An 18479-nucleotide genomic window follows, 5' to 3' on the forward strand; every position below is an offset into this window, starting at 1 on the left:
TTCCACATCAGATTCTGTTTTTCGCATCGAAGATCCAGTCTTCCAGTCTCGGGTGCGGCTCGCTGGCAGCCGATTGATAACGCTCATAGAGTTCAACCGCATCCGCAGGTTTACCCAGGTAGATATCAAGCAGGAAAGCCAGATTAAGAATCACGGGTGCGTAGTCTTGATCCGCGGCCAACGCGGCGCGGTAATATCGCTCTGCTTCATCGAATTCTCCGGCGTTTCGGGCAATCACGCCCAGATGATTCAGCGCCTGGACCTGTCCGGGATTTGCCGCCAGTGCCCGCTCAAACCATTGTGTCGCAGCCTCGGTATCCCCTTCCTGAAACGCAATGATGCCAAGGTTGGCCATGGGGCCGGCCTTGTCCGGGTAGTCGCGGGCCAATTGCTCAAAACGGGTACGGGCTTCGGCCAGGTTGTCCTGCTCCATGGCCTGAACTGCCTCGCTGAATGAGGCTTCAAGGACCGCCTGTTCGTCTTGCCCCTCGGACTCTGGCGGAGTCGGGGCTGTCACGCACCCAGCCAACGCAACGATTACCACAAGACAGAGCCCACCGACCTTAATTGAGTTCATAGACAACCCCCGAGGTCACTTCTTCTTTCCGGTAACGCCCCGGCAACAGCACTTTCAGGGCCTCGTAGCTGCGCTTGACCCACTCATCGAAAATGCCCTCCCGGGCCCGCCGGATATTCTGCTCGTGGATATCGATGGCGTTGTCCTCAAACGGGTAGGCCTGTTCTTCCAGCAACAGCTCGTACTGGGCCAGCTCAAGCTCGCTCAATCCGGTGGGCCGCTCGGAATCCATCAGATCTGCGCCCAGGCGACCGTAGATATGGGCAATCTGGTAGCCTGCCTCGGTCGAAAACGATGAGAGTCCGTAACTGGCGGTTTTTTGATAGGCATTCACCGCCTTTTCCAGCGCTTTGGTTTTTGCAACCATGCTCTCGTTCAGAGGGAGCGTGAGGCGAATGCTGTCATACCGGGCAAGGGCCTCGCGGGCCAGCATTGCAGAGGCTGAGGCCGCAAGGTAGCGCATACGATCGTCCGCCGCCGCTGGGTCCTCGTCCACCGTTTCCATCTGCTTGCGCAGCCAGTAATCCCGTTTTTCGGTATCTCCCTCTTCCTGATAGAGCTCGGACAGTCGATTAGCTGCTTCCATGTAGACATCCGCCGGCTCCGGATGCGTGTTGGCGTAATTGCGCCAGGTGTCGATTGCCTTTTCCCGATTGCCAGCCTGATCGTACAATTCTGCTGCAATTAACAGGTTTTCCCTTCGCTCTTCTGGCGTTCTCGCCAGGGCCACCATTTTCTGGAGTTCGTCAGCCGCCCGTTCCCACTGCCCGGTTTCACGGTAGGCCAGCGCCAGTTTTGCCGGGACCGTATCAATCAGTTCGTGACCCGGGAAAGCCCTGCGGAAACTGGTCAGTACCCCGATGGCCTGATCCCAGAGGTTGGCGGTAATCAGAAGGGAGGCAGCATCGTATTCTGCATTTGCCCGCAGGACGGATTCGGGAACGGCCGTGCCGACTCGAAGGAACTCGCTGACCGCGGCCTCCACATTACCGGCGTCAGCCAACTGCTCTGCCTGCCGATAAACCGCTGCGGCCAGATTTTCGCGAACCCCGCTCCTGCGTTCATCGTCTGCAGTCATTATCGCCAGGGCATCGCGATAAGCCTGTTCCGCCTCTGCGTACCGCGCCAGTTCGGACAGACTGTGGCCAGACAACAACAAGGCTTCGGTCGTCAATTCAGTCGGAGGCGCGGGCTGCCAGGCAACAAGGCGGGCCGCCATGTTGACCGCCTCTTCCCAGTTGTTCTGGTCAAATTCCCGCTGCAGCGCAATGTAGTACACGGCCGGTGCCCGGGGGTCGCCCGGAAATGCGTTTGCAAACCGCAGTCGATTCAACTGCTGCAGTTCCCGATAGGCCACCTGCTCCGAAACGGGTTGGTTGTCCCATGACTTTGCGTACTCCCGAAAGGCCAGTACCGAAGCGTAGCCCGCCTCTGCTGCTCGCCCGGGCATCGGGTCCTCGGGATAATCATAGGCCACCCGCTCAAAAGCGGCGATGGCCGCCGGCCAGTCTTCCAGCTCCAGATAGGTCTCACCCAGGAGAAAGAGACGCTCCGGTGTGCGGGGGTGATCCGGGAAGGTGGCCGCAAACTCGGCGTAATAACTGGCGGCTTTGCGGTAGTGCTCGTCGGCCTCCTGATCATCCTTGGCCTCGCCGGCCAACAGGTACTGACGGTCTGCCAGTTCAGGCAGCAGCTGTTCCAGCTGCCGTTCGATAAAACCGATCGCCTCCGGGTCCGCTGACTGCCAGTAATCGCTATAGAGCCCGTAAAGACTGACAAACCCGGCCTTTCGCTCCGGGATAGTACGGGTGAAGCCGGCGAGCTCCAGGGTATCGATGATCCGGATGTGATAGCGCGGCGCCCAGGGGCTGGCCGGATGGTCTTCGATATAGGCCTCAAAGACATCGATCGCGTCACTGTACTGTTCTCTCTCGAGCAAGAGTTCGCTGTAGCGGTCGTAGACCAGTATTTCATAGGGACGCCCGCCGGTCTGGCGGAACAGCGCCTGAAGGGTCTCCGCGCCGTCAAGGTAAGACAGTGACAGCCCGACCACCCTGAATAAGTCCTCTATCAGGGTCTGGCTCCGCTGATCCACGTCCGCAACCGGGCGCCCATCGGGCATCAACAGATCAAGCACCTCTACATAGCTGAACAGGGCCTCCTGGTATTGCGCCTGTTTGAACAGACTCCAGCCTTTCATGTAATAGGCATTCACAAGAAACGAGGCATCGGCCATGCGTTCCTGGCTGGCCAGGGTAACCTCGTCGAACGCCTGTTCAGCATCCCCGTACCGGCCATCAATAAACAGCAGGTCGCCGCGCCGGAACTGGGCTTCGATCCAGTAATCCGAATCGGGGTACCGCTGGACCAGTGTATTCAGGGTATCAAGTTGCTGGGGCGTGGCACCCCGAAGCTCCCAGGCCCTGGCGAGCTGATAGTAAATCTGATCATTGCCTTCGCGTTCCGGATATTCCGACAGAAGGCGCTGGTAAGCTTCAATCGCACCGGAAAGCTCATCCACGGCGGTATCGGCCATTTTCCGCTCAGCCCGCTGGAACTCCAGATCGGCCAGTCGATGCCGGATAGTAACCTGCTTGCGTGGATCGTCCACCAGGGGCAAGAGTGCCTTGTAGCTGTCCATCACCGCTTCGATGGAAACATCGCTCGCCGATTCGCTGCCAGCCTCACCAATGTCTCTGGCTTGCCGGGCTTCGGTAGCCGGAAGCGCCGCCAGGGTCCCCTCACGGACCCGTGGCATTTCCTCATCGCCGGCGGGCATCATCGACTGCAGCATCTGGCAGCCACTGATCATGACAAAGGCCACCGCGATGACTATTCCTTTCACGATATTTCCAGGCGCCCGGTTATTCATCACCGGCTCCTGCGCGTTGCGATGCACGGAACAGTTGGTCCGCCAATCTCGCCTGGGCATGACGGGAAGCCAGGAGGTAGCCGTTAAGCTCTTCCTGCTGGGCAGCAAGCATTTCGTCTACCTGGCGCAGAAGGGCTTGCCGGGCATTGCCCAATGCATCAGCAACTTCTTCCCCAAGGGTCGCGAGTTCCCGTTCACTGGCAGCGATGCGTCGCGCCAGTTCCGCATGGCGGGCGTCGTCACCCATGAGGTTTTCAACCCGCTGTCGCTGGGCCTGAAAGCGCTCCATTTCGCGATCCAGCTCCCGTAACTGCTTTTGCGCCGCCCAGCGATTCACGCCATAGTCATCCGCAATCCACCAGTCGAAGTAGGCACGCATTCTCTGATAGGTCGCACGCTGGCTGGCCGTGGTGGCGTCGTCAGGCAAGCCTGCCAGCGTTTCTTCAACCTCGTTGAGCTTGTCTCTCAGAGCCTTCTGTTCCGAGGTCATGAAGAATCCGGCGTCTTGATCCGCCAGCGCAGCAGAAATCGCCCTCCTGAATTCCCGGTGCGATTGCTGCCACTGGTCCGCCTGCTGGTTTTCCAGTGCCTGGCGGGTCTGTGCGATACGCACCTGACGCTGCTGCTCACGGGTCTCCAGCATGATCCGGAAGGATTCGAACCGGGACTGCCGCTCGGCGATGAAGGACTGCATCCGGTAGAGTTCATTCAATTCCGCAAGCGCCTGCTGGAAGGTTTCCGAAGCCAGAACTTCGGCCATGCCGAAATCAACCGGCTTAACCCTCAGCCGTCCGTAGGAATCGGTGAGAATCCCATCGCTATCTCGGCTGAAATCGAGCTGCGCCATCAAACTCTCTTCACTGAGCCGATTCCGGATGTCACCGAGTTCCTCGATACGTGTCTGGTAATGGTTGGCGGCCCGTTTAAACGCGGGCAAAGCTTGCTGTGGTTTGTCCATCTGCTCCAGCACATAGGCCCTAGCAAACGGAACCTGCTGGCGCCACGGCAAAAACAGATCCCGGTTCGAGAGCGTATCGAGAGCATCGAGTGCCCGCTCCGGCCTGCCCTGACCGGCAGCAGCCACCGCGTAGTCAAAAAGGGCCTGATCGGCGAACACCCCATTCAGGGGCATGTTCCCGAGTACCTCCAGGGCCGCGTCGAACTGGTTATCCCTGAGATGCAATCGGGCAAGCGACAGCCGGGCCCTGTCCAACAGGCCCTCGCGTTCGGCCTCTGGCTCGACAGAGTCGGTAGCCTGTTCGATGATGGCAATGAGTGCCTGCAGCTTCGCTTCGGCCGTTACGGCGTCTCCTCCAGCCAGGGCGGAAACGGCCGAATTGTATTGGAGGTAAAGGGACCAGATATCCGTGTCTTCCAGTTGCGCCTGGAGCAACGCCAGCTCCGATTCTTCTCCGAGCCTCGAAGACATCATGGCCAGTCGCGCTCGAAGATAAATCCACTCTCGAAAAAGGTTATGGTTGGCCTCAGCCAGGATGTCACCATCCACGCGACCCAGATTCTCGCCGGCCAGCTCGCGATCACCTTCGAGGTAGAACACCTTGCCCAGGTAGAACCAGGCCTGGTTGCGAACATCTGGCGAAAGCGTGCTGCCAGAACCGTCATCGCCCAGCAATTGCGTGAACAATCGGCTGGCCTCGCGGGTCATCCCCCAGGACAGCATGAGCCCGCCTTCTACCAGAGCCGGATGATCACCATGTCCGTCGATGCCGCCCTGCTCCCGGGCAACAGCCAGCTGAGTCAGAGCCTCAAAAGCGTTGCCCTGATGGTATTCATAGAGCGCCCAACCATACCGAAGGTCCTGCACACGCTCGGGTTGCAGTTCATCCGCCTGGGCCTGGGTCTGGGCAAAAGCAATCATCGTCAGCCATAGCAAAGCACCGGTGAAAAGCACCGGGCGCGCTTGAAACGGCTTGAACACTGTCAATCCCACGGTGCGGCTTACTCCCACTCCACGATGGAAACTGAGGGCTGATAATTGGAAGAGCGATCCTCAACACGAATCTCCAGAGCGGCTGTGCCAGTGCCCTTTTCAAATTCCAGGGACGCAGCCTGCTTGTACGGCCGCTGATCCGGCCCGATACCCTCAACGAACGCCGTCATCTGATGGGCTCCGGTCTTCAGGTTACCCACGTACAGCCGCTGCATGCCGCCGCGCTCAAGTGCTTTTGCCTGACGTTCGGTATAGAGGTGAGAGGCAACGATCTCGTCATCGACCTTCAGCTTCACCGCTTCCAGCTTCAGAAACTTCCCGGTATCCACACTGAGAAACACCGCAACCTGGGTGTTGGCGGGGAACAGCAAATCCTCCTCGAGGATAAACAGATCCCGGTTGAGCCGGATTACCTTTTTCTTGAGGGCCTCGACCTGTTCGGCAACGGCTGTGGCATCCTTTTCCCCACCAGGATTGGTCTGGGCGAATGCAGGGGCTGTCAGGGCGAGGGTCAATGCCGCTAAAAGCGCCGGAAATCGTGAGTTCAAGCAAGTGGCCATGGTCGTTCTTCCTGCATGCTCAGTATTCAAGAATCAGCGACGCCCGGGTGACCAGCGCGTCGAAGGAATAAAGGGGTTCTTCGCCGGGGAGGTAGTCGCCGGCAGCGGTCACATCCCGGAAGTTGTCGTAATCAAAATTCAGCCAGTCCAGCAGGAGGCTGAACTGCAGGCGATCAATGCCCGGCAGAGACGTCTGTTTCCATTCGTACACCGCGCCCACCGCCAGAGTTGTTCCGGAAAGTGAGCTGAGCTCCTTGTCCCGGGCCAGGTGTGTCTGGGAGTTCTCGAACGGGAAAAGGTCGCTGTAGAAGTCCGCCTCGCTCTGGGCGTAGTAACGAACGGAACCTTCAAGGGTCCAGTGCTGGTTCAACCCGTGAACGTATCCCAGTTCAATGGTGTGCGCGTTGATCCCCCAGGTATCCGAAAAATAGCGGTATTCACCCCGGATCGAGGCCCGGTAAGGCAGGTAATAAAGCGCTCTCAAGGCCACCGAGGTGCTCGTTCTGGTTTCCGGATACCGTTCCGGCTGGTACAGGAACGAAGTTGAATCGTTGGGATCGATATAGCGATTCTGACGATACGGGTTCTGTAGGAAACCCTCATCGGTGACCACCTCAAGATCCAGACCTACCAGGCTATTGCGGGTGATAACCTGGCTTAGTCCCAGCTGATAGTTGCGACGATCGGCTTCCTCACTGAAGGAATCGTTGCCAACCCGGCCTACTTCGTCCCAGCCGCTGGCATAGCCCATGGTCACCGTGGACATGCCCCCGAAGAACTCCTGACTGACCGAAAAATAGAGGGTATTGGCCTCGTAATCGTTTTCGGTACTGTTGGTAAAACCGAGACTCAGAATGGATTTGTCGTGCAGGTAATCGATACCAAAGGTGTACTCGTTTCGCTCTTCCTCGTAGGGGCTGGCTGTGGCGAGAACGTCTACCGAGGCAGCCGAGACCGAATCGACATAGTACTGTCCAGACACGGAAACCTGGGGGCCGATACCCTTTCGCACCAGAACCGACGGTCCGTCGATGACCATGCCACCGCCATCGTAGCGATGGTAAAGAACATCCACGTTATCGACCGGAAGGGTTGCTGCCATGGCTTGATGCCCAAACAGCACCAGCGCCAGCAAAAGGAACCCGGACCGCACCAACCATCGTCTGTCAGTTGCAGCCACAACCACCTCCGGAGCCGCCTTCTGCTCCCCGTGCAGATTCCCGGGCCTGATAGACGTGGTGCATGTAGGAATCCGCTTTGCCATGACGACTGAGACTCATGACCGGATCCGCCAGATTATCGCGCTCGTAGGGCTTTACCCATGGCTTGACTGAACTGCATCCAGAAACCGAGACCATGGCAACCAGGAGAGCGGAGACAGTGAAGATCGACAAACTACGCATAAACGTCCCGTCCGAAAATTACTCGCGCACCAGTTCGCGAATCTGCTGCTCGTACTCATCCTCATAACCCGGCTGGTATCCGTAGTGGATATAGCGGGCATTACCATCGCGATCGATCATCACGGTCGTCGGCATGGCCTGCACTTCATACAGTTCACTCACCGAGCTCTCCGGATCGTAAAGGATCGGATAATCCACGGGCACCTTGTCCAGGAAACGGTGTGCCTCCTCCCGATTTTCATCCACATTGACCGCCAGAATCGTAAAACCGAGATCCTTGTACTGGCTGTAAAGCTCATCCATCAGGGGCATCTCCTGCCGGCAGGGCCCACACCAGGAGGCCCAGAAGTTCAGCATCACCACTTCCCCGCGATGGTCCTCCAACCTCAGGTTCTCACCTGAACGGCTTTCCAGGGTGAAATCCGGAGCCGGGACATTGATGGCTTCGGCGCCTGCCAGGGAGCTGAGGCAGGCCAGAATGCCCGCCGCTGCCAGTGATTTAATGGATGCTTTCATAACCATTGCTCCTGTTCTCAGAAAAAGACCGACAGGCCAGTGCTGACCTCGGTATTCATAGAGGTTTTCTCGGCCCCCAGAACATCTATCCGGTAATAGTGCTGCCGCACGCCAATGTGAACGGCAACGCTGTCCGTCAACAGCACCTGGTAGCCCGCACCGAGGTTAAGGGTAAACCGGGTATCACCTGCAAAATCGGTGGCTCCGGCCCCTGCGATCAGGTAGAAATTGGTGTTGAACGCATAGTTCTCGGTGAGGAAGGCCTCGCCCGGGAGTACGTTGTAGCCCAGGTTAATGTTGTAGTAGCTGTAATCCCGCTCGCTGTCGGTAAGCACCTCCACGTTACCGGCCAACTTTTCGAAGCTGGTTTCCCCGCCCTCCGCGAAGCCAACTCGGGCCTCGAAAAAGAAGGACTCACTGAGGTGATAGGTGAGCTTGCCGCCGTACAGCAGTGACGATTCGAAGTCCTCGATATTGAGCACGCCCACAAACGCGCCGATTTCAAAGTTCTCGGTGTCAATCAGCGCCTCGGTGACCGGCACCGGGGTAACATCCGGCTCGATCAATGGCCGATCATCCTGGGCCTGGGCGGCAGCGGCTACACTTAACCCTGCCGCGAGGCACATTGGTTTCAGAAAAAGATGCTGAGTCCGATTTTCCATTCTGTCGCTTCTTCGTTGGTGGACCGGGTAGTGAATACTTTGTAGTCCTTCACTTCGGCACGGATGAAATATCGATCGGTGATGTAGGCGCGGACGCCCAGGCCTGCATGGCCAATACTGTTATCCCGCTCTTCGGGCTGAGCCAGGGTCGCCTTGGGATCAACCCAGATATGCCCGACCCCGAGGGTAAAAAAGGGTGAAACCCGCCAGTGCGGAAATGGCTGATGCACCAGATTCGCATTGATCATTCGAATTTCCGACGCACTGCCCAAAATCTGTGAGGCCCAGAGCTCGGCAGACAGGTTCTGCGTCATCCAGAAACCGCCGTAGCCTGCCGTAACAGCGGCACCATCAAACTCGCCCATCATCAAACCAGCTTCTACCCGCCGGTTACTGAAGGAAGCAAAATCCGGTACCTGAAGATCCACCGGGTTTCCTGTGGCATCCACGGTCCGGGCAATGTCTGCAACAGCGACCCAGCCTTCCCGACCCCGGGAGTCGGTTACCTTAATCCAACTGGTCTTGCGTTGAAGAATAGTCAGCCATTCCCCTTGCTCGCTGGTGTGAAAAACCGGGTAGCCAGTTGCCGGGCCGGTCCGCCAGGCAACGTAGGGCTCGGTCACCTGAACCCGGGCAACGTCCTCGTCACCCTGCCCCCACAGCCAGCCTGCCCAGCTCTGGGCGGGAAGAATCAACAGAAACACGAGAATGGCAATGGGCATGGCGCGAATTTCAGTCCTTGAATCAGTCTTCCGGGGCATCGAACGGGTTGTTGAAATACTGGCCGCCAATATCCAGCCATTCAGCGATCAGTCTAAGCTCCGATGGTGTCAGGAAATCGTGGTGCGTACCCCCCTCGGCAAACACATCGAAGAAATTACTGGCACGGGCACCGTTGACGGACATTGAAGCTTGTACCGGCACTGTCACGAGGATGGGTTGCTCATTGCCATTGGCATCCAGAATGGGGTTGCCCTCTTCGTCCCTAAGCACCTCTCCGGAATCTACTCGCCTGTCCAAAATAGCTCCCCCGACCAACTCCTCTTCGTTGTCAGGGAACAGCAACTCCCTGTAGGCCTTGAAGTGCAAAGGTTCGTCCGGTGACGGACCATCACTTAGATCCAATTGTGCGTCGGAGATCCGGGCCATGCCTGCTGCATCACTATTACTGTGGCAACTGGTACAGGTGGCATCATCGAGCACCGCCATGGTGTCCGGATCAAGTACCTCCCGGTTCAGGCTCCAGAGCGGATGAATATGCTCCTCGTAGTTAATTACAATCCGACAATTCGGCGCCCATTCGCTCGCGCAAACGCCAGATATGGGTTGTGGGGTCTGCAGGTCGGCATAGGCATAGGAAAAGCTGTCAGGTTTGGGATCAACGACATCACCGGACCACTCATCGGCATAAACCACATCCGGCGTCGGCCGGCGAACCTCGTTGATGCGGGCAAAGACCTCGGCCATGGTTTCACCCATGTCGGCAAACAGAGCCGGGTCAGTATTCGGGAAAGGAAGGCTGGTGGTCGCCGCCCCACTCCACACAGGTTCCGGGCCGGCATCCGCTCTGCCATGTGGTGTCGGGCTGTTCGGGTTATGGCAGCCTGAACACTCGAGGGTCTCGCCGGGACGCACTGTCAGCCAGTTCTGATGCCTGTCACCGATTCGTTGACCCTGCTCATCGAGGACGCTGATAGCGAATGCAACGTTCGCCGGTACCGCCACCTTCACTGAGCCGTCCGGCTCAATGGGCACGTACCCCAATATTTCACGCATTAACTGAGCCCGGCTACGGCCAAAGGCGCTGTTGTCAAAGTCCCGGACATTCTCATCGGGAATGGCCACGGGCTTCTCCAGGCGCAGGAACCTGGCCGGGCGATCCTCCGGCGGAGTTTGCAGCGGATCGGCCATTGCAGCGATACCGGCCGGAGTGGTGTCTACCCCATCTATATCGTAGACGCTGCGAATGTGCAGGAGCCCGTAACCGGCATCACCAAGGGTTCCCTCATCCCCCGTAAACTGGGATTCCGGAATAAACCCCTCCAGAGCACGCTCCTTCATCAGGACCGCTTCATCAAACTGGACACCTTCTACCGGCGGGACCACCGGTCGCTGTGTTTCGCTACTGATATCAAGAAGCCACAGACCGTAAGCAGGCTCTGCAGGTTGATAATCTTCCGATTGCAGACGATCTTCCGTGCAATTAACAATCCGGTCCGTTGCTGTTTCCCGCAACCGGCAGGGTGTCCAGCTCACCAGATAGCGGTTGGTCCCGTCGAGCAGCGGTGAAACCGACGCATAACTGCCTTTCAGCGACAGCTGCCCGTCCAGACCCACACCGGGTACAAGCGCGCGCTGACCGGATCCTTCAGTCCCATCGATGCGCAGATTGGCCTCGACAAATTGCTCAACATCGACTTCCGCCAACACGGACGCATAATCATCAGTCTCGAAAGGCCTCAGCTGCACCAGCAGGTTGCCGCTATCAGACTTCCTGGGCTGGAGATACTGAATATCGTTCGCTTCAGGCACCGAATCGTGGGAATGACGACCATACAGATAGCTCAGGCCGGTTCCGTCGGGGTTCACGCGATAGAGGTTGACCCCGTTGTTGCGGGTCTGGCCCGCATTGTCCCAGCGGCTGAATACGATGGTGCCGTCATCGGCCACCATAGGGTCCAGGTCATGGCTCTGGTTGAACGTAATCTGCTCAATGTTCTGGCCATCATCGTCCATCACATGCAGAACAAAGCTCTCGGTATCGAGTTCCTCGTCCAAACCCGAGTATTGGGGCTTGCCTTCATCAAGCAGTATCGCCTTGGAGATACGCTGACGAGTGGAGGAAAAAACGATTCTGCCATCGGGCAGATAGGCAGGCGCAACGTCCTGGCCTGCCCGGGCAGTGACATCCGAATCAATTACCCGGCGCAAAGCGTCGGAACTAACGTCGTATTCCCAGATATTCCAGGTTGGCTGATCCTCGTCGTCTGCGTCCTCGATTTCCGGGGCGCGCATGGCGAACAGTAATCGGGAGCCATCGTGGGATACGTGGAGATCCTTCACGTCGTACCGCAACTGGCCGTTCTCATCGAGAAATTGCGGACCGGTAAACGCCCGGGAGGCAATATCCTGTGTTTCGGCATCGGGGGTTGCGCTGGCTTTCAGGATCAGCCTGGCGCCGGGACGAAAGGCGCTCGGGTCGGCAAGATTGTCCTCTACCAGGGCGCCGGTGTTTTCGTCAAAAAGAAGAGCCCGTTCAACATAAGCCACCGGGTTCTCGACAACGACAGGGTCCGCCTGTTGGCTGTCGCTACTCGAAAGACAGCCAGATAGCAGCGCCAGCGAGCCGAGCGCAATCGCAACGCGAGCAGTGAGCGGGATAGGGAGAATTGGTGACTTAATTTCCAACGTGACAAACCCTGTTCTGGATGACATTCCATGACATAAATTAAGTCGGTTCCGAGGGCAGGCTCCAAGGCTTTTACGTAACCTAATGTAATAACGTGGCCTACAACTCAAAACGGAGGATATAGCAAGCCGTAAACTTTTAACAAATGTCAAAACGCATTAATGTGCGATTGCTAATGATCACCGAGGGAAAGGACATGACCGGCCGGAACAGGATCAGAAGCCTGATCAGCAAGGCTTGCAGTACCGCAGTTCTCGTTGCATTGGTGTTTGGGCACGCAGGCCTCGCTCAGGCAGGCGCCAGGGAACAGGCCAAACGAATCCACGACCGGATTGCCGGAGTGCCCCCTTCCGCCGCCATACTTGATGCCATGGAAAGTGACATTGCCTCGGGCAACGCCATTGACGCAGCGTTCACTGCCATGGATGACAGCGCCTTCTACGACGTTACCCTGAAGAATTTTGCGGCTCCCTGGACCAACGAGGCGATGTCAAAGTTCGTGCCCCTCAATGATTATATCGCCACGGTGATCGGTCTGGTGCGGGACGGGCAAGACTTCCGAAAAGTCCTTTACGACGATGTGCTGTACATCGGAGATGCTTCCCTGAACCTGCCCAATTACTCCACCAGCAACAACAATCATTACGAATCCCTGGAGAACAGCGGGGCGAGCCTCAGGGACAATCTGGAGCGGGTAAACCAGTCGACGTACACAGGCCTTCCCCCCGCTGCCACCGCGGGCGTGATGACGTCCAGAGCGTCAGCCCGGGCATTCTTCAGCGCCGGCACCAACCGGGCGATGTTCAGGTTCACGCTGATCAATCATATGTGCAACGACCTGGAGCAGGTTGCAGACGTAACTCTGCCGCCCGACCGAATTCGCCAGGATGTTTCCCGCAGTCCCGGTGGTGACAGCCGGGTATTCCTGAACAATTGCGTCGGATGCCACAGCGGCATGGATCCCATGGCCCAGGCCTTTGCCTACTACGACTACGAATATGACGCCAATGCCGATCCCGATGGAGAGCTGGGCAGGCTGGTCTACAACGCCATGGGCGAAATGGACCCGGAAACCGGTTCCAGGGTTCAGGCCAAGTACCACATCAATGCTGCAACCTTCGAGCAAGGCTATGTCACCCCGGACGACAGCTGGGATAACTATTGGCGCCAGGGCGCCAACCGCCGGTTGGGTTGGGATCAGTCACTCCCGGGGTCCGGTAGCGGTGCCAAGAGCCTGGGTATGGAGTTCGCCCACTCCGAGGCGTTCGCCGAGTGTCAGGTCAAGAAGGTGTTCGAGAATGTCTGTCTGCGACCGCCCTCGAACAGCGCAGACCGTTCCCAGGTGAGCAGTATGGTTGCCAGCTTCGCAAGCCAGGGTTACGACCTGAAGCAGGTATTCGCAGAATCCGCTGTGTACTGCATGGGGGAGTGAGGACGCTATGAAAACACTTAAAGGAATTACCAAGAGCTCCCTCAGATCGATTCTTTCAGTTACCGCCCTGGCTTTGCTGCTGTCGGCCTGCGGTGGCGAATCCACGGAACAACTGCCGAATACCTCTCAGAATTCCGGTACGGTTACCTACAATGGGCCTGCTCCCGCGACGGATGACGTTGCCAACTTCAAACGCATCGTTTGGGACAATCTCGTCACCCAGGATAAATGCGGTGCGTGCCACGGCTCCAATGGTCAGGCACCCACGTTCGTCAACGAGCAGGACGTTAACCTGGCGTACGCTCAGGTAAACTCCATTGTGAATCTGTCTGATCCATCACAGTCTGCGATGGTGACCAAGGTAGCGGGTGGCCACAATTGCTGGCTGCAGAGCACGTCAGCCTGTGTAGACATTCTCACCACCTATATTTCCAACTGGGCAGGCGGCTCGGAAGGCTCGGCCAAAACCGTGGAACTTCGCGCTCCAGCAATCAAGGAACCGGGCGCCACGGTTGCCCTGCCCAGCGACACTGGCCTGTTTTCCACCACGGTATACCCCGAACTCCGGCAGTATTGCAGCGACTGCCATGCTGATGGTGGCCAGACCCCTTACATTGCCAGTGCCGATGTCACCACTGCCTATGATCAGGCAAAAAGCCGTATTGATCCGATGAACCCGGGCGCATCTCGCCTGGTTGAGCGCCTGCGCTATGACTTCCACAACTGCTGGGACGACGACTGCGAAGCTTCCGCCGATTTGATGGAACTGAAGATTCTTGAAATGGTCAAGGACCTGAGCGCCCAACCCGTCGACCCGGCGATGGTAGCGAGCAAGGCACTCAACCTTGAGGCAGACGGCCTGCTTGCCAACTCCGGCGGCCGCTTTGAGGACAACGTGATTGCCCTATACGAATTCAAGTTTGGCGAAGGCCAGACAGCCTTTGACACCAGCGGCGTATCGCCGGCGCTGGACCTGACCCTCAGCGGCAATGTCGACTGGGTTGGCGGCTGGGGCATCGACCTTGGCCCGGCGGGCGAAAACGAACAGGGCTTTATGGTGCCGGCCGGCAAGGCCCAGGGCAGCACCACCGCGAGTCGTAAGCTTCACACTTTGCTGACCGCCTCCGGTGAATACAGCATCGAGGCCTGGGTCGCCCCGGGGAATATTACTCAGGAAGACGCTCGCATCGTGACCTACTCGGGTTCATCCACCACGCGAAACGTTACCCTCAGCCAGTCGCTCCAGCGTTACGAGGTACTGCACCGCAGCACCACCAGTGACGAAAATACGCCTTTCGCGACCCAGGACGCCGACATGCTTCTGCAGGCAACCCTGCAGCACGTTGTGGTGAACTACACCCCGGCGACCGGGCGTCAGATCTTTGTGAATGGCGTTCCAACCGGCGATGTTGATCCGGACGACGGTGGACTGTTGACCGAATGGGACGACAGTTTTGCCCTGGTCCTTGGCAACGAGACCGATGGCAACTCGCCCTGGCAGGGCGCGATCCGGATGGTCGCCATCCACAATCGGGCGCTGACACCGGAACAGGTCCAGGCCAACTTTGAGGTGGGCGTGGGCCAGAAGTTCTATCTTCTGTTCGGCGTCTCTCACCTGATCGACGTGCCCGAGAGTTTCATCGTGTTCGAAGTCAGCCAATTCGACAGTTACGCCTACCGGTTCACCAGCCCCTTCTTCATCAGCCTTGATGACTCCGCCGAGCCATCAAACATCCCGCTGCGTGGCATGCGACTGGGCATCAATGGCAAAGAAGCGACTGTCGGACAGGCCTGGGCCAACCTGGACGTTGTCCTGGACAGTAGCAGCTATGAACCCGGCACCGGGCAACCTCTATCCTCCCTGGGTACCATCATTGCTCTGGAGAATGGCCCCGGTAACGATGAGTTCTTCCTGACGTTCGACCAGCTTGGCGGAAACAGCTTTGCCCGCTCCGAACCCTCGCTTCCGCCTCAGCCGGAACCCGCTGACCTGCCTCCGTCATCGGAGATTGGCTTGAAGACGTTTGACGAGATCAACGAGTCCATGTCACGGATGACCGGCGTTCCCACAACCAATCAGGCTGTATTCAACACTTACACCACCGTGAAGCAGCAATTGCCCACAGTAGAGACGATCCAGGGTTTCCTGTCCTCTCATCAGATGGCGGTTACCCAAATGGCCATCCAGTATTGCGATGCCCTGGTCTCTAATGCGCAGCTTCGGGACCAGATGTTCCCCGGGTTCGATTTCTCCGCCCCGGCCAGCACAGCATTCGATCACAGCGGCAAGAGCCTGGTAACCGGACCGCTGCTGTCCCGCTTTGTCGGCAGCAACCTGGCATCCCAGCCTGGTGATAGCACAATCGAAACTGAGCTCAGTTCGCTCATGGATAGACTGACCAGCTGTGGCGCGGGTTGCGAGCCTGACCGCACAGAAACGGTCGTAAAAGCAAGCTGTGCCGCCGTGCTTGGCAGCGCCACCACCCTGGTTCAGTAGAGGAAGCCGATCATGTTTATACGCAAATCACGTAAAAAGCCTCTGGCCAATGGCAGCCCTCTGCTCCATGACGATCACGGCAAGCCGAGAACCCGACGAGAGTTCATCGCCCAGGGCCTTATGGCTGGCTCGGCAACTGTGTTCGGTGCGTCTTTGTTCAGTCTGTTCGGTAATCCCAGAATGGCGTCCGCAGCGCTCTCTTCCGATCTGGAAACCTTGAAGCAAAGCTGTGGCATAGCGGTTCAGGGCGCAGGCAAGATCCCGTTCATCTGTTTCGACCTGGCAGGCGGCGCCAACATTGCCGGCTCCAACGTACTGATGGGCAAATCCGGTGGGCAAATGGACTTTCTGAGCACCGCGGGCTACAACAAGCTTGGTTTACCCGGTGACATGCTGCCCAACGACCCGGCGTTCGTGAATACCGAGCTGGGCCTGGCTTTCCATTCGGACAGTGGTTTCCTGCGTGGCATTCTTCAAAGCACCAGTGCTGGAACCCGAGCCGCAACCGACGGCGCCATTATTGCAGCCCGCTCGGAAAACGACACCGGCAATAACCCGCACAATCCGATGTATGGCATTCATCGCGCAGGTGCTGATGGCTCTCTGCTCTCGCTTGTTGGCTCCCAGAGTTCGGAATCCGGTGGCAACTCTCTGGCACCGATGAACCTGATTAACCCGGAGGTTCGCCCCACCAAGATCGACCGGCCGTCGGACGTTACCGGCCTGGTGGACGTGGGTGATCTGATCGGCATTCTGGACCAGCAAGATGCAGTCGCCGTTATGGAATCCATCCAGCGCATCAGCGACGCCAAGATGAACCAGGTCAATACGGGCATTTCTACGGATGAAGTCGTCAAGGACCTCGTTCGCTGTGGCTATGTAAAAAGCGCCGATCTCGCCGACCGATTCGGCAACCCGGCGGACCTGGATCCCGAGCTGGATCTCGAAATCGTTGGCCCCACCGGCATCTTCAGCCGCGATGAGTTCAACAGTAACCGCGAATTCCGTAAAACCGCCTCTGTGATGAAGCTGGTTCTGAGCGGCTACGCCGGTGCCGGCACAATCACCATGGGCGGCTACGACTACCACACCGGTGAGCGCGGAACCGGCGAACGTCGTGACGAACTGGCAGGCCGCTGTATGGGCGCTTGTCTGGAATACGCAGCTCGCCAGAATATGCCATTGATGCTCTATGTGTTCAGTGACGGTTCGGTATCGAGCAACGGCCGGATCGACGATTCCATGGACGGACGTGGCAAGGGCGAATGGACCGGCGACAACCAGCAGACGGCTGCCTCCTTCTTCCTGGTTTATAACCCTGCTGGCCGCCCCACCCCGATTCGCAGGCAGATCGGCTTCATGCGCTCTGATGCGTCGGTGGAAACCGCTTCCAGCCCAGCGGCCAACAACGTCAACCAGCTGGTCCAGGCCGTGTTGCTCAACTACATGGCATTACACGGGGAACAGGCTGATTTCGGCAGCCGATTCAACGGCCATGGGTTGGGCAATAGCACCTCTCAGGACAGCCTGATAGCCTTCTCGAATGTTGTAAACGGTACGATTACCGGCTGATCAATCTCGTTCCGCCCCTATTCTGTTTCGGGCGGAACGAGGCCCTCTGACACGTGCATCATGCGCTGATCATCAATAACCACCACATCGATACCCGCCAGTCGCTCAATCATTTCCAACCCCTTCGCAGGTCCCAGAACAAATACCGCCGTGGAGAGGCCATCGGTCGTCAAAGTGTCCGCGCCAATAATGGTCACGCTCTGCAAACCCTGAACCGATTTACCGGTTTCGGGAGACAGAATGTGATGGACCCGATCGCCTGCTTCGTCCAAGAAAAACCGCTCGTAGTCGCCGGAGGTGGACACCGCCACGTCCTGCAGCGGCAGAACCACAGCATTGCGCCCCTCTGAGCGGGGATCCCGGATACCCACGTACCAGGGCCGCCCCCGCTTGTCTCCGAGTAGCCGCATATCACCGCCTGCACTGAGCCGCGCATGGCGAATGCCAGAGCTGACCAGGCGCTCGATGCCCAGATCAACGGCATAGCCCTTGGCAATACCGCCCAGATCCACCAGGATCCCCTCTTGGCGAAATTCAACGGTTTGCGCATCCTGGTCAAGAATCACATCCCGGAAGTTCACCCGGGGCAAGCCTGATCGAAGCTCGTCCTCCGTTGGCTTCTTGCCGGCTCTGAAGTCGTACAGGTAACCGACTGAGCCGAAGGTGATATCGAAGGCTCCATCACTGAGCACCGACACCTCCCGCGCTTTCTTAAACACCGCGAACAAGTCGTCACTGACGGTTACGGGACCATTGGCGGCGTTGCGGTTCAGTCGGGAAACTTCCGAGTCCTCCCGGTAGCGACTCATCTGCTCATCAACCTGATGAAAAACCGCCAGCACCTCTTCCCCGACCTTTTTCGCCAGATCCTCATCGTCTGCCCAGAATTCCAGTTCGATGGGCGTCGTCATGGCGGTGTCAGAGAACCGGTACCAATCCGCGCAGGCCATCGTCGGCCAGAGAACGACTCCTGTCAGCAGCAACAGTGTGAATCGGCACTTCAAAACCACGAGGTTATTCATTTTCCC

At 58.0% G+C, this 18479-nt stretch carries 14 protein-coding genes; 3 read left to right on the plus strand and 11 right to left on the minus strand.

Going from position 1 to position 18479, the window contains the following annotated elements:
* Nucleotides 1–7: 7 nt before the first annotated feature.
* From QZ534_RS02355 to QZ534_RS02400, 10 genes are read right to left on the minus strand one after another with little or no spacing between them, the layout of a single operon-like run.
* Nucleotides 8–577 (minus strand): tetratricopeptide repeat protein, encoded by a 570-nt coding sequence (locus QZ534_RS02355; RefSeq protein WP_296931039.1) that lies wholly within the window; start codon nt 575–577, stop codon nt 8–10.
* Entirely contained in the window at nt 564–3422 is a 2859-nt protein-coding gene (locus tag QZ534_RS02360) for a tetratricopeptide repeat protein (RefSeq protein ID WP_296931042.1), read from the minus strand. Before QZ534_RS02360 ends, QZ534_RS02355 begins: the two co-directional genes overlap by 14 nt.
* A gap of 19 nt (nt 3423–3441) precedes the next feature.
* The gene (locus QZ534_RS02365) at nt 3442–5388 is read right to left on the minus strand and encodes a hypothetical protein (RefSeq protein ID WP_296931045.1); all 1947 of its coding nucleotides are present in this window, start codon (nt 5386–5388) and stop codon (nt 3442–3444) included.
* Nucleotides 5389–5408: 20 nt separating this feature from the next.
* Nucleotides 5409–5960: an AraC family transcriptional regulator gene (locus QZ534_RS02370; protein WP_296931048.1), complete on the minus strand. Its 552-nt coding sequence runs from the start codon at nt 5958–5960 to the stop codon at nt 5409–5411.
* 19 nt (nt 5961–5979) lie between these two features.
* Nucleotides 5980–7146, minus strand: coding sequence for a DUF3570 domain-containing protein (locus QZ534_RS02375; RefSeq protein ID WP_296931050.1), 1167 nt, complete (start codon nt 7144–7146; stop codon nt 5980–5982).
* A complete protein-coding gene (locus QZ534_RS02380) occupies nt 7127–7363 on the minus strand; it encodes a DUF4266 domain-containing protein (protein WP_296931053.1) in 237 nt (78 codons plus the stop codon). The genes QZ534_RS02375 and QZ534_RS02380 overlap by 20 nt, the downstream gene beginning before the upstream one ends.
* Before the next feature lie 18 nt (nt 7364–7381).
* Nucleotides 7382–7885, minus strand: a complete 504-nt coding sequence (locus QZ534_RS02385; protein ID WP_296931055.1) for a TlpA disulfide reductase family protein — start codon at nt 7883–7885, stop codon at nt 7382–7384.
* An 11-nt stretch (nt 7886–7896) separates the two neighbouring features.
* Entirely contained in the window at nt 7897–8541 is a 645-nt protein-coding gene (locus QZ534_RS02390) for an outer membrane beta-barrel domain-containing protein (RefSeq protein ID WP_296931058.1), read from the minus strand.
* Nucleotides 8511–9263 carry an SH3 domain-containing protein gene (locus QZ534_RS02395; RefSeq protein ID WP_296931061.1) on the minus strand — a complete coding sequence of 251 codons (753 nt, stop codon included), beginning with the start codon at nt 9261–9263 and terminating at the stop codon, nt 8511–8513. Before QZ534_RS02395 ends, QZ534_RS02390 begins: the two co-directional genes overlap by 31 nt.
* Nucleotides 9264–9285: 22 nt before the next feature.
* Entirely contained in the window at nt 9286–11976 is a 2691-nt protein-coding gene (locus QZ534_RS02400) for a hypothetical protein (protein ID WP_296931063.1), read from the minus strand.
* A 170-nt stretch (nt 11977–12146) separates the two neighbouring features.
* Between QZ534_RS02400 and QZ534_RS02405 the strand changes: the two genes are divergently transcribed.
* From QZ534_RS02405 to QZ534_RS02415, 3 genes are read left to right on the plus strand one after another with little or no spacing between them, the layout of a single operon-like run.
* Nucleotides 12147–13382: a hypothetical protein gene (locus tag QZ534_RS02405; RefSeq protein WP_296931065.1), complete on the plus strand. Its 1236-nt coding sequence runs from the start codon at nt 12147–12149 to the stop codon at nt 13380–13382.
* A 7-nt stretch (nt 13383–13389) separates the two neighbouring features.
* Nucleotides 13390–15879 carry a LamG domain-containing protein gene (locus tag QZ534_RS02410; RefSeq protein WP_296931067.1) on the plus strand — a complete coding sequence of 830 codons (2490 nt, stop codon included), beginning with the start codon at nt 13390–13392 and terminating at the stop codon, nt 15877–15879.
* A gap of 12 nt (nt 15880–15891) precedes the next feature.
* Nucleotides 15892–17451: a general secretion pathway protein GspF gene (locus tag QZ534_RS02415; protein ID WP_296931069.1), complete on the plus strand. Its 1560-nt coding sequence runs from the start codon at nt 15892–15894 to the stop codon at nt 17449–17451.
* Between the two features lie 17 nt (nt 17452–17468).
* On the opposite strand, the gene QZ534_RS02420 is transcribed toward QZ534_RS02415, so the two are convergent.
* Complete coding sequence (locus QZ534_RS02420) at nt 17469–18473, minus strand: FAD:protein FMN transferase (RefSeq protein WP_296931071.1); 1005 nt, start codon at nt 18471–18473, stop codon at nt 17469–17471.
* Nucleotides 18474–18479 lie beyond the last annotated feature (6 nt).

The sequence above is a fragment of the uncultured Marinobacter sp. genome, assembly GCF_913055835.1.
In the GTDB taxonomy this organism is placed as follows: domain Bacteria; phylum Pseudomonadota; class Gammaproteobacteria; order Pseudomonadales; family Oleiphilaceae; genus Marinobacter.

Excerpts from the sequence above, each read along its gene's own strand:
- QZ534_RS02355 (WP_296931039.1), bottom strand. The coding sequence starts at position 577 with ATGAACTCAATTAAGGTCGGTGGGCTCTGTCTTGTGGTAATCGTTGCG.
- QZ534_RS02370 (WP_296931048.1), bottom strand. The coding sequence starts at position 5,960 with ATGGCCACTTGCTTGAACTCACGATTTCCGGCGCTTTTAGCGGCATTG.
- QZ534_RS02380 (WP_296931053.1), bottom strand. The coding sequence starts at position 7,363 with ATGCGTAGTTTGTCGATCTTCACTGTCTCCGCTCTCCTGGTTGCCATG.
- QZ534_RS02385 (WP_296931055.1), bottom strand. The coding sequence starts at position 7,885 with ATGGTTATGAAAGCATCCATTAAATCACTGGCAGCGGCGGGCATTCTG.
- QZ534_RS02390 (WP_296931058.1), bottom strand. The coding sequence starts at position 8,541 with ATGGAAAATCGGACTCAGCATCTTTTTCTGAAACCAATGTGCCTCGCG.
- QZ534_RS02395 (WP_296931061.1), bottom strand. The coding sequence starts at position 9,263 with ATGCCCATTGCCATTCTCGTGTTTCTGTTGATTCTTCCCGCCCAGAGC.
- QZ534_RS02400 (WP_296931063.1), bottom strand. The coding sequence starts at position 11,976 with ATGTCATCCAGAACAGGGTTTGTCACGTTGGAAATTAAGTCACCAATT.
- QZ534_RS02405 (WP_296931065.1), top strand. The coding sequence starts at position 12,147 with ATGACCGGCCGGAACAGGATCAGAAGCCTGATCAGCAAGGCTTGCAGT.
- QZ534_RS02410 (WP_296931067.1), top strand. The coding sequence starts at position 13,390 with ATGAAAACACTTAAAGGAATTACCAAGAGCTCCCTCAGATCGATTCTT.
- QZ534_RS02415 (WP_296931069.1), top strand. The coding sequence starts at position 15,892 with ATGTTTATACGCAAATCACGTAAAAAGCCTCTGGCCAATGGCAGCCCT.
- QZ534_RS02420 (WP_296931071.1), bottom strand. The coding sequence starts at position 18,473 with ATGAATAACCTCGTGGTTTTGAAGTGCCGATTCACACTGTTGCTGCTG.